12 protein-coding genes and 1 pseudogene are annotated in these 13,732 nt (G+C 58.3%); 9 read left to right on the plus strand and 4 right to left on the minus strand.

The genetic code is table 11. The features are described from left to right. Nucleotides 1-74: 74 nt before the first annotated feature. From AC0L7L_RS13625 to AC0L7L_RS13635, 3 genes are all read right to left on the minus strand, one after another. On the minus strand, nt 75-1,334 hold the full coding sequence (locus tag AC0L7L_RS13625; protein ID WP_272212535.1) for an ABC transporter substrate-binding protein: 1,260 nt from the start codon (nt 1,332-1,334) through the stop codon (nt 75-77). Between the two features lie 191 nt (nt 1,335-1,525). Beyond that, a complete protein-coding gene (locus AC0L7L_RS13630) occupies nt 1,526-2,818 on the minus strand; it encodes an alpha/beta fold hydrolase (RefSeq protein ID WP_473513934.1) in 1,293 nt (430 codons plus the stop codon). Nucleotides 2,819-2,990: 172 nt separating this feature from the next. After that, a complete protein-coding gene (locus AC0L7L_RS13635; protein WP_473509556.1) occupies nt 2,991-3,377 on the minus strand; it encodes a DoxX family protein in 387 nt (128 codons plus the stop codon). A gap of 272 nt (nt 3,378-3,649) precedes the next feature. On the opposite strand from AC0L7L_RS13635, the gene AC0L7L_RS13640 reads away from it, so the two are divergent. Both AC0L7L_RS13640 and AC0L7L_RS13645 read left to right on the plus strand, forming a co-directional pair. Then, a complete protein-coding gene (locus tag AC0L7L_RS13640) occupies nt 3,650-5,968 on the plus strand; it encodes an NADP-dependent malic enzyme (protein WP_473509558.1) in 2,319 nt (772 codons plus the stop codon). 380 nt (nt 5,969-6,348) lie between these two features. Then, nucleotides 6,349-7,074 carry a helix-turn-helix transcriptional regulator gene (locus tag AC0L7L_RS13645; RefSeq protein ID WP_473509560.1) on the plus strand — a complete coding sequence of 242 codons (726 nt, stop codon included), beginning with the start codon at nt 6,349-6,351 and terminating at the stop codon, nt 7,072-7,074. A 21-nt stretch (nt 7,075-7,095) separates the two neighbouring features. On the opposite strand, the gene AC0L7L_RS13650 is transcribed toward AC0L7L_RS13645, so the two are convergent. Continuing rightward, nucleotides 7,096-7,677 (minus strand): thymidine kinase, encoded by a 582-nt coding sequence (locus AC0L7L_RS13650; protein WP_272212542.1) that lies wholly within the window; start codon nt 7,675-7,677, stop codon nt 7,096-7,098. 224 nt (nt 7,678-7,901) lie between these two features. Between AC0L7L_RS13650 and AC0L7L_RS13655 the strand changes: the two genes are divergently transcribed. The 7 genes and pseudogenes from AC0L7L_RS13655 (at nt 7,902) to AC0L7L_RS13685 (ending at nt 13,593) form a co-directional block, all read left to right on the plus strand. Further along, nucleotides 7,902-8,966 (plus strand): quaternary amine ABC transporter ATP-binding protein, encoded by a 1,065-nt coding sequence (locus tag AC0L7L_RS13655; protein ID WP_473509562.1) that lies wholly within the window; start codon nt 7,902-7,904, stop codon nt 8,964-8,966. Continuing rightward, nucleotides 8,963-9,661 (plus strand): HugZ family pyridoxamine 5'-phosphate oxidase, encoded by a 699-nt coding sequence (locus AC0L7L_RS13660; RefSeq protein WP_473509564.1) that lies wholly within the window; start codon nt 8,963-8,965, stop codon nt 9,659-9,661. The genes AC0L7L_RS13655 and AC0L7L_RS13660 overlap by 4 nt, the downstream gene beginning before the upstream one ends. 118 nt (nt 9,662-9,779) lie before the next feature. Then, on the plus strand, nt 9,780-10,103 hold the full coding sequence (locus AC0L7L_RS13665) for an ArsR/SmtB family transcription factor (RefSeq protein WP_272212547.1): 324 nt from the start codon (nt 9,780-9,782) through the stop codon (nt 10,101-10,103). A gap of 205 nt (nt 10,104-10,308) precedes the next feature. Continuing rightward, nucleotides 10,309-11,637: an omega-aminotransferase AptA gene (gene aptA, locus AC0L7L_RS13670; RefSeq protein WP_473509566.1), complete on the plus strand. Its 1,329-nt coding sequence runs from the start codon at nt 10,309-10,311 to the stop codon at nt 11,635-11,637. A gap of 83 nt (nt 11,638-11,720) precedes the next feature. Then, the gene (locus AC0L7L_RS13675; RefSeq protein ID WP_272212548.1) at nt 11,721-12,593 is read left to right on the plus strand and encodes an aldose 1-epimerase family protein; all 873 of its coding nucleotides are present in this window, start codon (nt 11,721-11,723) and stop codon (nt 12,591-12,593) included. 248 nt (nt 12,594-12,841) lie between these two features. After that, nucleotides 12,842-13,406, plus strand: a pseudogene (locus AC0L7L_RS13680) (aquaporin). Continuing rightward, nucleotides 13,396-13,593: a transposase gene (locus AC0L7L_RS13685; protein ID WP_473513936.1), complete on the plus strand. Its 198-nt coding sequence runs from the start codon at nt 13,396-13,398 to the stop codon at nt 13,591-13,593. Before AC0L7L_RS13680 ends, AC0L7L_RS13685 begins: the two are co-directional and overlap by 11 nt. Nucleotides 13,594-13,732: the final 139 nt, after the last annotated feature.

Consider the following 13,732-nt stretch of genomic DNA (forward strand, 5'->3'; position numbering starts at 1 on the left):
AGCAGCGCTTGTCATTGGAAAAGGCCCGCGCACCTTTTTCTTGGGCGCGCGGGCGGGAGTGTCTTTCAGATCAATCAGTTGGAAAGGCGCTGGGCTTCCTGACGCGTCCGTTCGGCAAAATCGCCAAGCGCGTCTTCAGCGCTACGCTGGCCGAGCGCGATCGACTGCCAGACGTCATATTCATTAGCGCGCATCCAGGTGACGACGACCGGGCGCGGACGACCACGGGCGAAGTCGAGCTGGTTGATGGCGACATCGATGCCTTCAGCATTGGCGAGCGCTTCGGCGGCACGCGGCTGCTCGGCGGTCTTCTTGTTGATCGGCATGTAGCCGGTTTCGGCAAACCATATGGCGTTCGATTCCGGCGAGGCAGCAAACGAGATGAACTTGTAGGCAGCGTCCTTCACCTCAGGTTCCGCCGACGAAAGAATGCCAATGCCAGCACCGCCGATCGGCACGGCGCAGACCTTGTTGCAAGGCATCGGACGAACCAGAAGGTCATCGCCCAGCGCGGCCCTGGCATCGCCGTAATTGCCGGTCGAGTTCATCATCATGCCGGCATTACCGGACATGAAGAACTGCTTGTCCTTCTTCTCATCGGTTACGCCATCGGGCGAGGCGACCTTGTAATCGTCGACGAGCGAGGCCATCCATTCATAGGCCTCGACCGTATTCGGCGCATCGATCAGGATTTCGCCGGTCTTGGAGTCGATCAGGTCGCTGTCATTCGCCATGATCAGGCCCCAGCGCGCGAACTGGCCGGGCGCCGTCATACCCATGATACCCTGATCACCCAGAGTATCGGTGATCTGCTGGGCAGCGGCCAGGATATCGTCATAAGTCTCGAGTTGCGGCTCTTCCTCGAAACCGGCAGCGTCGAAAACGGCCTTGTTGAGGTAGAGAACCGGCGTCGAGGAGTTGAAGGGCACGATGTAGTTCTTGCCCTCAAAGATGCCGACTTCGCGGGCGAAGTCGAACAGGTTGTCGGCAAGCGGATCGTTTGCAAGGCGGTCGGAAAGGTCGCCGAGCACGCCGCGATCGGCGAAAAGGCCGTAGCGGGTCACTTCCATGATCACTGCGTCGGGTGCGCGGCGCGCGGGGATCGCAGCCTGAAGCTTGGCGACGATGTCGTTGTAATTGCCGATAAACTGGGCGTCGACTGTGATCTCGGGATTGGCGGCTTCGAAATTGTCGATGATTTCGGCAAGGGCTGCACCATTGGCGCTGGTATCGGAGAAGCTGTGCCAGAATTCGACAGAGGTGTCGGCGGCGAACGCGGCCGAGGCGGAGAGCACCACGGAGCCGGCGAGCAGATAGGCGGAGAGTTTCATCATTCGAAAAATCCTTATCGCAATGAAAATTGCAGTTCGATGGCCATCTGCAATTAGCCTCGCAACACGACATTTGATTGAACGAAAGATGAAGGATTCATAACAGCAGGCTGCCGCCCGTGGCATGCGCGCGACGACGACCGGGAAAACATATTGCGGATAGATGATGGGCCTTCGAAACGGCTCTGCAAAGCTTACAGCGGCCCGCCCTGCTCCAGCACCAGCTGGCGCAAGCGGCGGAACACGTCGGGGCTCTGGCGCAGCCCGTCATGCTCATATTCATTGGTGACCCATGCCCGGCAATTGCCGAGCCGCCCCGCTGTCTCCAGCGAAAGACCGGCATCGACATACATGTCGTCATGATAGACGGCGGCGGCGACGGGGATGTCATTGGCAAAAAGCCGGGTGGCATCATAAAGCGGCGGATAATCGGAGCGCGCGGCCAGCGCCTCTGCTGCATCCCGGAAGGGGCGCAGGGAGCGGATTTCCTCGAACATCCACGGATAGATCATTTCCCCGGTCAGCATCAGCGGCCGCTGTTCGGGGTCAAACCTGGGAAACTCGGCGCGCACCCGTTCGGCGGCCCAGTTCGTCGGCGCACTCCCCTGCCCGTATATGCTCTCCTGCAGAACGGCAAAAAGCGGATTGCCGTCAAAGCCGGTGTCGACCATAACCGAAGACAGGAAACTGTCGGAAAGCCGCGTTTCGTCAGGGTCGGCAAAAGCCTCGTCCATCAGCCAGTGCACATTTTCGAAACCCGGCGCCATGCCGAAGGCGAGGCCGAGTGTCTGGAGCCGCCGCACGCTCAACCGGTCACCGTCGGGAAGGCGGATATCATTGGCCGAGACGTGATCCGCGATCCGCGAAAACAGCGCAGCGTCATGGGGATAACGCCGGTGATATTGCCGGTTCTTGGCGAGCACCCGCGGATAGGTTCGGCGGTAGACATCATCCGCTGAAGCAGAAAGTCCGGACAGTCCTCCGGTCACATAGCAGGCTGACAGCCCCTCCGGCGCCTGCGAGAGATAGGTCAGCGTGATGAACCCGCCGAAACTCTGCCCTAGTGTCTCCCATTTGCGCTCTCCGATCAGGTTTTTGCGCACATGCTCGCAATCGGCGACGATGCTGTCGGCGCGAAAATGCATCAGATAGTCTGCACCTGCCTCTCCGGTTTCGAAGCGGGACATGGTCGCAGCCTCGATCCGGCTGCTGCGTCCCGTCCCCCTTTGGTCAATCAGGATCACGCGGTGGGTCTTCAGCGCCTCGGAAAGCCAGGCTGGGCCGCCGCCGGAAGGCCTCGGTGACTTGCCGCCGGGCCCGCCCTGCAGGAAGGCAAGTGTCGGCAGATCGTCGCGCCGTTTTACCGGATCGATGATTTCGCGCACAAAAATCTGGATGATCGGACCATCCGGGTTCGACCAGTCAAGCGGCACCGGCACCAGCATGTCCCGAATCATCATCCCGGGAATAATGTATTGCTTCGGCATCATTGCGCTTCATCCTGGTTCGTTCCAACGGGGCCTGCGGGCCTTCATTCTTTCCCGAGCCCTATCCGCTTTTGGCTTGAACGAAAAGAGCAACCCGGCCAACACGCCGAAACAAAAAGGCGAACTCCGGTGGAGCCCGCCTTTGCGATCATATGAAGATAGTAAACCGTGATCAGCGCTTGACCTTGCTGTCGAGGCTGAACGCGCCGGGGCCGGCAAACACAATATAGAGGCAAATGAAGCAGAACAGCACTGCTGCATCGCCACCGTTCAGCGCCGGAAAAAAGCTGTTCGGCGCATGGAACATGAAGTAGGCGACGGCCATCATCCCGGAAAGCACAAAGGCCGAAATACGGGTATAGAGGCCGACGATGATCAGCGCACCGCCGACGATTTCCAGAATTCCGCCAAACCACAGCAGCGAGAACATCGGGGGGTAAAAGTCGGAAACCGGAAAATGGAGGACCTTCTGGGTGCCGTGTTGCATAAAGAGCAGGCCGGCAACGACCCGAAGCAGGGCCAGAAAGTAAGGCGCCATGGGCAGCAACATTTTATTCATTGTTAGACTCCATGCAGGGTATGGGGAATTGATCGGCGCCTGCGGGAGGCCGCCCGTTTACACAAACCACAATACCTGAAAATGCGGGGAGTGAAACATCCGCTATTGTGAACAATCAGTTGCCGAGACATGGCACGTGACAGGAGCACTAGGCACAGGCCCAAAACAGCCGCGCGAGCACCAACGATGGATTGATGTTCGCAATCCCCGACCATATAGTCGCCCGGCATTGTGGAGACCCGGCCAGCCGGCGCGGGCAAGGAGACGAGACGATGAGCGACCCGAACGAAACCAAGGGTGCCGGAGAAGACCTGAAGCAACAGGCCCTTTTTTATCACCGCTATCCGCGCGCCGGAAAACTTGAGATCCAGGCAATCAAACCACTTGGCAACCAGCGCGACCTGGCGCTGGCCTATTCGCCCGGGGTCGGCGCGCCCTGCCTTGCCATTCATGATAACCCCGGCGATGCCGCGAAATACACAGCGCGCAGCAATCTTGTCGCCGTCATCTCAAACGGTACCGCAGTGCTCGGTCTCGGCAATATCGGGCCGCTCGCCTCCAAGCCGGTCATGGAAGGCAAGGCCGTCCTGTTCAAGAAATTCGCGGGCGTTGATGTCTTCGACATCGAAATCGACGCGCCGACCATTGATGAAATGGTCTCCACAATCTCTGCGCTTGAGCCGACCTTCGGCGGGGTCAACCTGGAAGATATCAAGGCACCGGAATGTTTTGAGGTTGAACGCATCCTCCGCGACAAGATGCAGATCCCGGTGTTCCACGACGACCAACATGGCACCGCCATCATCGTCGCCGCGGCGATCCTGAACGGGCTGGAGCTTGCCGGCAAATCGATCGAAAACGTCAAGATCGTGGCCTCGGGCGCCGGGGCTGCTGCCCTTGCCTGCCTCAATCTCCTCGTCTCTCTCGGCGCCCGGCGCGAAAACATCTGGGTCTTCGATATCGACGGCCTCGTTTATCCCGGCCGCACCACCAACATGGACCGGTGGAAGGCAGTATACGCCCAGGAAAGCGACGCGCATGGGCTTGCCGACCATATCGAGGGCGCTGATGTGTTTCTCGGCCTGTCCGTCGCGGGTGCATTAAAGCCGGCGCTTTTGAAAAAAATGGCCGACAAGCCGATGATCATGGCGCTGGCAAACCCCGTGCCGGAAATTATGCCTGACCTCGCCCGCGCCGAGCGCGAGGATGCGATGATCTGCACGGGCCGCTCCGACTTTCCCAACCAGGTCAACAATGTCCTGTGCTTCCCTTACATTTTCCGCGGCGCACTTGATTGTGGCGCGCGCACCATCAACGAGGAAATGAAGATGGCGGCTGTGCGCGCCATCGCCGGGCTGGCCAGGGAGGAAGTCTGGGAAGTGCCACATTCTTCCTCGGGCGAGCCGTTGATCTTCGGTCCAGACTACCTCATTCCCTCTCCCTTCGACCCGCGCCTGATCCTGCGCATTGCGCCCGCAGTCGCCCGCGCAGCAGAGGAATCCGGCGTCGCCGAGCGACCGATCGCGGATTATGAGGCTTACTACGATCAACTGAACAGATTTGCCTTCCGCTCCGGCCTCGTCATGAAGCCGGTTTTTGCCGCAGCCAAGGCCGCAGAACCCAAACGGATCATCTTCTCCGACGGCGAAGATGAGCGGGTGATGCGCGCGGCTCAGGTGCTGATAGAGGAAGGCGTTTCGCGGCCAATCCTGATTGGCCGGCCGAACGTGCTCGAGATCCGTATGAAGCGCTATGGTCTGAGGATGCGTCCGCAGGAGGATTTCGAGATCATCAACCCGGAAAGTGACTCACGTTTTCGGGAATATGTCGATGAATATCTAGCCTTCGTCGCCCGCAAGGGCGTGACACCGGAACGTGCCCGCACGATCGTGCGCACCAACACCACGGTGATCGGGGCGCTTGCCGTCAAGCGCGGCGACGCCGATGCCTTGCTGTGCGGCGTGGAAGGCCGCTTCGAGCGGCACTTGCGCGACATCGGAAACATTATCGGCAAGCATGAAAACGTCCGCGATTTCTCGAGCCTGGGGCTTCTGATTTCCAACCGCGGTGCAACCTTCTTTGCCGACACGCATGTCACTTATAGTCCTACCGCAGAAGAGATTGCGGAAACCACGATCCAGTCCGCCCGGGCAATATCGCGTTTCGGCATGTCCACCAAGGCTGCGCTGGTATCACACTCGAATTTTGGCTCGCGCGATTCCGAAAGTTCAGCGCGCATGCGCGATGCGCTGGCGATCATTCGCGAACGCATGCCTGATCTCGAGGTCGATGGCGAAATGCACGGTGATACAGCGATTTCCGACGTACTGCGCCACCGGGAAATGCCGAACAGCACCCTGTCGGGCGAGGCCAATCTGCTGATATTCCCGTCGCTCGATGCCGCACATATCACCATGACAGTGGTTCAGAGCATGCTGGATGCGCTTCATGTCGGGCCGATACTCCTCGGTAGCGCCTTGCCCGCCCATATCCTGTCACCCTCGGTCACCTCGCGTGGTATCGTCAACATGGCCACGCTCGCCGTGGTCGAAGCCAATATCGCTCAGGAAGAACGCCGCACCGCCGGATAGCATTAACCTCGGGGCCTTTCCTACCGAAGGTAGACCTGTTCCGACGCGCAATTGCAACCGCCGGCTTTACGCCCACCGCAAGCCCCGAGGTCTTGCTGTGGGCGTAGCTTTGCGTCGAAAGCACCATTCCGCAGTGACACGCGAACGGCGTTCAGCACTCAAAACGTCGCCGAAATCGCAACACAAATTACACGTAAAAGTATAATAATACCCTCTTTTCAACTAGACTTCGCCAGAGGTATATGACTAGTATTGCTCAAATTCTTGGGAGAAGCGGCGAGGTGTCGGCGCAAAAATGAACTGTTCACCGAGATATCAGCAGTCCTCAAGTCGAAATTTGGACTTATTTTCAAATATGTTCCCCTTTTCGGGATCGCAATATGTACCCTGCAGGCGAAAAAAATCAAAGCCGGTTTACCTGGGCATTCGACAAGGCATCTCAGGTCGAGTCCTTATCGCGGCTGCTCTCTCCGATTGCAACGGAGTTCAAGTTCTCTCATTTCGCGCTTGTGGAATACCCTTGGGCCGAGACCGAAGCGCCGGATTGCGCGATCCATTGCACGACCCTGCCGCCCTCCTTTGTCGAAGCATCCGAGCGTGCCGGCCTGTTGCGGATGAGCTCACAGGCAAATACCCATGGCCGTGCAGCGGCGCCACTGCAATGGACCCTTGCCGACATTGAAGACCCACATGACAGCGGCCGCGCGGACTTGGCCGAGCTTATGCGCACGATGCACATCAGCATGGGCGTCGTTTTTGCATTCGCGCCAAATGCCCGAAAACCTCTGAGTCTTCTGTTTTTTGGCGATCGCGAGCCGCTCGACAGAACAGAAGAATATGCACTCGCCAGTATCGCGCGGCTGACACTCGGCCGGTTATCAGAACTTCAGCGCAGTCCAGGTGAGCCGCTGGCCGCATTGTCTGCCCGCGAAATGGAAGTGGTTGGCTGGACAGCAGAAGGCAAAACCTCGCATGAAATCGGTAGCATCCTTGGCCTTTCCGACCATACAGTGAATGCCTATCTCGCCAATGCCATCCGCAAGCTCGACTGCGTCAACCGCACACAACTGGTTGCAAAAACAATTCGACTCAACCTGATCGACTGATCAAATGCGAGAACGGTAGTCTCAAACCCGGCCTGTCTTTTCCTTCCAGTGCACCCGGCAATAAGACACATAGCGATCATTACCACCGACAACGATCTGCGGACCATCGAGCAGAACGTTACCACCGTCGTCAAGGCGAACCACCATGGTCGCCTTGCGGCCGCAATGACATATGGTTCTCACCTCGCGAATTTCATCTGCCAGAACGAAAAGCTCCCGCGATGCAGGAAACAATTCGCCCTTGAAATCGGAGCGAAGACCATAGGCCATGACGGGTACGCCGAGCTCATCGACGACACGGGCCAACTGCCACACATGCTCGGCCTTGACGAAATGGACCTCGTCGACAAGCAGGCAATCTATTGTGCTCCGGTCATTCAGTTCCCGCACAAGCACCAGGAGGTCGCTGTCGGAACCGAAGGTCACGGCTTCTGAGGCAAGGCCGATCCGCGAGGAGACCACACCCTTTCCGGCACGGTCGTCAAGCTCGGCAACCAATATTTCAGCATGCATGCCGCGCTCGCGGTAATTATAGGCTGCCTGCAAAAGCAGGGTCGATTTCCCGGCATTCATCGTTGCGTAGTAAAAATGAAGCTTCGCCATATTTTCGATCCTTCCGGATTTCTTTTGCCGGGATCAATGCATCGGAATAAAGCCCCAAAACGACGAAGCCACAGGAAACTCGTAACCCGTCCAATCTCTCCATGGAAGCGCACCCCGGCTGCGGACTTGCAGCCATGCGCCTATTGTGAAAAACACCCCATCCAGAAACCCGCCCGTTGCGGGCCGGAATGGCATGTACCCCGTCAACAGTTTCGGAATTGCCCATGAACAAGGCCGTGGAACTCGACAACATCGATATTGTTTTCGGCAAACGCCCTGCGCGTGCGCTGCCGCTGATCGACACCGGACTTTCACGCGACGACATTCAGCGCAGAACAGGCAATTTGGTTGGGGTTTCTGGCGCATCACTCACAGTGGAACGCGGCGAGATTGTCGTGCTGATGGGGCTTTCGGGCTCAGGCAAGTCAACACTGCTAAGGGCCGTGAACGGTCTGGCGCCGGTCACCCGGGGCACTGTGACGATTCACACCGAGCAAGGCCCGGTCACCCCCTACACCGCCGGCAAGCGAGCACTACGGTCGCTGCGCGGCAACGCGGTCTCGATGGTGTTTCAGCAGTTCGCTCTGCTGCCCTGGCGCAGCGTCGCCGATAATATCGGCTTCGGACTTGAGCTTTCGGGCGTCAACCTGAAACAGCGACGCGCCCGTATCGAAGAGCAGCTGGCGCTTGTCAATCTGGCGGATTGGGCCGACCATCCCGTCCATGCGCTTTCGGGCGGCATGCAGCAGCGGGTTGGTCTGGCGCGGGCTTTCGCAACCGGGGCGCCTGTGCTGCTGATGGACGAACCGTTTTCCGCCCTCGATCCGCTGATCCGCACCCACCTGCAAGATGAATTGCTTGCGCTTCAGAAAGCCCTGGACAAAACCATTATTTTCGTCAGCCATGACCTTGATGAGGCCGTAAAGCTGGGGAACCGGATTGCCATCATGCAGGCGGGACGGATTATCCAGTCAGGTACCCCACGCGAAATCATCAGGGCTCCCGCAACAGGATATGTTGCCGATTTTGTCGCCACCATTAACCGGTACCGCTTTTTGACGGCCGAAGACATCATGCAGCCGGTTATCGATCGTGAACAGCTGGCGGTGCGCCTCGCAGCCACCGTCAGACCGCGAACGACAGTCGCAGAATTGCTGCGTGTTTTTTCGCAAAGACCGGAGACGATCGGCGTCATCGACCGTGGTCGGGTCGTCGGGACGGTTTCAATTCGTGATGTCATAAATAACCTTGCGCCACGCCCTCCCCAACAGGAAAACACCGAGCGATGAAACAGAATACGCTGCGCGAAACCGATGCAGAGGCCGTAGCGCTGGCACGCCGACTGATCCGCGAGGCGCCTTTTGCTGCTCTCGGGGTCAACGAATCAGATACCGGTTTCCCGCTTGTCAGCCGCGTTCTGCTGGCAACCGATCTCGATGGCGCGCCGGTGATTCTCGTCTCGAGACTGTCCTTTCATACGCAGGCTATTGAACATGATAACAGGGTTTCGCTGCTCACAGGCGAGCCGGGCAAGGGCGACCCGCTCGCCCACCCGCGCCTGACAACCCGTTGCCATGTGCGCCCCGTAACACCCAACAGCGAACACCATGAATGGTTGAAATCTCGATTTCTCGCGCGTCATCCGAAAGCAAAAACTTACATCGACTTCCCCGACTTTTCATTTATGCGCCTGGAACCCGTTTCGGCGAATTTCAACGGCGGTTTCGGGAAAGCCTATGCCCTGAAGGGTGCGGAAATCGTTCACCCCGAAGCGCTGTCATCCTACCAATGGTTCGACCACACTTACGCGTTAAAGCTTACTGACGCTATTTTCAAAGACCATGAAAAAAGGGAGATTCAGATAGTAAGTTCGGACCCTGAGGGAACTTATACAAGAAAAAAATCAGCAATATCCAGAGTAGAATTTCCAAATGCAGCATCGTCATACGACGAATTCGCTAACCTTATCAAAGGTACGTTCTAATAATACCCTAAATATGGGATTACTTTTTTTGTTTTCACTTGTGTAGGGTTGCCAGATATCGAACTCTATTCCGGGGCTTTCTAGTCTGGATCGCGCAACCAAAAGAGGACATATCAAGGTGACACATAACACGGAATCGGACAAAACCGTCATCGCTGCGGGCCTACTTTCGGCCATGGCCAACCCGAAACGGCTTCAGATATTGTGCGTCTTGGCCGAAGACGAGATGCATGTTGGAGCACTCGCGGCCCGGGTCGGGCTGAGCCAATCGGCCCTTTCACAACACTTGTCAAAGTTGCGGGCGCAGAATCTCGTGGAGACACGCCGCGAAGCCCAGACCATCTATTACAGCACCCATGCAGAACCCGTTCAGAAGCTGCTTGCCACGCTCGACGACATCTACGAAGACGGCCCGGACTGGCGCGGTCGCCTGGCCAGTTGAACAGGCTGTTTCCGCGGCTGACCTGCAACATACAAGCCGGTCTCTGTTTGCGAGATTTCCAGATGGCCGGCCTCACAAAGGTCGTCGTTGGGCCGGCCACCGCCTTCTTGCTTGACGACGTCCAATCCCCTGATAACGTGCTCTCCGATAAAACGAAAAATACGTGACCCGTCCAAACGGGTCGCTTTCTTTTGTGGAGCAGCTAATGTCCGACCGCAGCGCCGTCGTTCCCAATAATCTCGAAGCCTTCTGGATGCCGTTTACCGCAAACCGGCAGTTCAAGAAGGCGCCGCGCATGTTCGCCTCGGCAAAGGACATGTATTATACCACGGTCGACGGTCGAACGGTGCTGGACGGCACAGCGGGCCTGTGGTGCGTCAATGCCGGTCACTGCCGGCCGAAGATCACCGAAGCGATCCGGGCACAGGCCGGCGAACTCGACTATGCCCCGGCCTTTCAGCTAGGCCACCCGAAGGCATTCGAACTGGCCAACCGCCTTGTCGAACTGGCACCGGAAGGCATGGGCCACGTTTTTTATACCAATTCCGGCTCAGAATCCGTCGATACTGCACTCAAGATTGCGCTCGCCTACCACCGCGTCAAAGGACAGGGCGAGCGCTTCCGGCTGATCGGCCGCGAGCGTGGCTATCACGGCATCAACTTCGGCGGCACATCGGTTGGCGGCATTGTTTCAAACCGCAAGATGTTTGGCACATTGCTGACGGGTGTCGATCATATCCCCCACACCCATCTGCCGGAGAAAAATGCCTTTACCAAAGGCGAACCCGAACACGGCGCCGATCTTGCCGATACGCTGGAGCGGATCGTGGCGCTGCATGACCCGTCCACGGTTGCCGCTGTCATCGTCGAGCCAGTTGCCGGCTCCACCGGCGTGTTGATCCCGCCTAAGGGCTATCTCCAGCGCCTGCGCAACATCTGCGACAAGCATGGCATCCTCTTGATTTTCGACGAAGTCATCACCGGCTTCGGACGTATCGGTGCACCGTTTGCCGCTGAATATTTCGGTGTAACGCCGGATATCATGACCACGGCCAAGGGACTGACAAATGGCGTCGTTCCCATGGGCGCAGTGTTCGTCAGGGACGAGATCCATGACGCCTTCATGAACGGCCCCGAGCATATGATCGAGTTCATGCACGGCTATACCTATTCCGGTAACCCGATCGCGTCTGCGGCAGGCCTTGCTACGCTCGAGACCTATCAGGAGGAAGGACTTCTGACCCGCGCCAAGGAGCTCTCGCCTTATTGGGAAGAACAGCTTCACAGCCTCAAGGATTGCCCGCATGTCATCGACATCCGCAATCTCGGCCTGATCGGCGCGATCGAGCTGGAACCAATCGCCGGCGAACCGACCAAGCGCGCCTTCTCCGCCTTCCTGAAGGCTTATGAAGACGGGCTCCTGATCCGCACAACCGGCGATATCATCGCATTGTCACCGCCGCTGATCATCACGAAGAACGAAATCGATGAACTGTTCGACAAGCTTCGCAAGGTGCTAATGAACAATATATGATCACCCGGCATCGGCGGGCTACAATCCTGCCCGCCTGTGTCCCGCTTTACCCATAAGCTGCTGCCCACCACGAGGCCCTGATCATGACCGACGCCATCCGCATCGCCAACGAAGCTCTTGCCGTAACCATCTCGCCGCTTGGCGCAGAGACACAGTCAATCACGACGAGTGACGGGCGGGAGTGGTTATGGAACGGCGACCCGGAGTTCTGGACCGGACGCGCGCCGATCCTGTTCCCGATAGTCGGAAAGGCGCCCGGTGACCAGGTGGAAATCGGCGGCGAGAGCTTCGACATGAAGCAGCACGGCTTTGCCCGGCGCAGCCTGTTTGCGCTTGAGGAAAGCAGCGAAGCACGCTGCCGCTTTGTCCTGGCGGATTCGGATGAAACGCAGGCGGCCTACCCATTCGCCTTCCGCCTCGCAATCGAGCACGCGCTCGAAGGCAAGACACTCACGGTCTCGGCGACCGTCGAGAACAAAGACGACAAGCCTATGCCCTTCGGCTTCGGCTATCATCCAGCCTTCTGCTGGCCGATGCCCGGTATCACCAAAGGCCATGTCCACCACATCACGCTTGAAAACCGTAACGAACCGGCAATGATCCGTCTTCATGACGGACTTTTGGACCTGAAACCACTGCCCTCGCCCTTTTCAGACGGCATCCTCGCCCTTGACGATGACTATTTCGAAGAGGATGCGATGATCTTCCCGGAAGGAGCGGGCAGCAGGCTGACCTACAGCGCCGAAGAAGGCCCGGCGCTGCACTTCGCCTTTGATGGCCTGCCCAATCTGGCGCTCTGGACCAAGCCCGGCGCTCCCTATATCTGCGTTGAGCCCTGGCACGGCATGGCGGCTGCCCATGGCAGGGGCGATGCTATCGACGACCGCCCCTTTACCAAAGTTCTGGCGCCCCGAGCCAGCGCTTCCTTCTCCTGGTCCGTCACGATTGATGGATAGCAGGCACAGCGGCGCCTTCGTGTTACATTCCATGCCCACCGCACAACCAAGACGCCCGCAATCTTTTTCCGCGTGAACGGACTTATCCACAACCAGTCTGGATAACAGCTGAGCGCAACCGATTTCTGTTGTCGAAATCCCGACAAAATTGCATATCTCAAAAAAACAACCGGATCATCCAACCATTCCTACCAATCCAGGGGGCGGCCGTCGGAGAACGACGCGCGCCGCCGTTTTTCGGGATCTATATAATGGAAAAAAAGGTAGCAGAGTTCATCGGCACGACAGTGCTGGTTCTCTTCGGCTGCGGCTCTGCTGTCCGGGGTTCCGGTTGCCACGTCAATCCAGCCGTCAGCCTTGGCGTCTTCATCACCAGCCGCATGCCGGCAGCCGGGATGGTCCGCTATTGGATGGCCCAGTTCGCCGGCGCCCTCCTTGGCGCAGCAATCCTCGCGGTGATTGCCGGATCCACCGCCAGCCTCGGACAGAACGGCTGGGGACCGGGTTATCTCGGCGAATATGCGCTGCCCGCTGCGCTTGTCTTCGAAGTGGTGTTCACCGCCATTTTAGTTATCGTCACTCTCGGCTCAACCGGCAAGGCAGCGTCAGCCGGCTTTGCCCGTCTTGCCATCGGCCTGACCCTGGCGGCAATCCATCTTGTAGGAATCCAGTTCACCGGTGTTTCGGTTAACCGGGCGCGAAGCTTCGGCCCTCCTCGCCGGAGAACAGGCTCTCAAGCAGCTCTGGCTGTTTATCGTCGCTCCGCTGGCCGGCAGATGGCAGGAAAATCTGGCCGAAGTCGATAAAGCGTGAAGCCGTTCGGCGGGTTCGGGACGAAGGCTGCCCGGTCAAATTGATCACCGATGAACTCGGCATGCAAGATTTCCTTGTGCGCAAATGGGTCAAGCTGGCTGAAACACGCGCAGCCCGTGACGGAGCACGAAAGGCCCAAGCTTTTTGCCGAAGTCAAACGTGCTCGCGAGCCAGCCCGCCTGGCTGAACTCCGCCAGGACAGCGGGTCCAGTGGCCGACTTCTTGTCGGCGGCGCCTGCCTTGAAACTCCGCTGAGTATCACTGATGCCGAACTGGCGAAACTAATCTGCGTCGCGGGGCAGTTCTCATGATCTTTCCGTCGAAGT

The organism is Martelella sp. K41-7, from assembly GCF_055808365.1.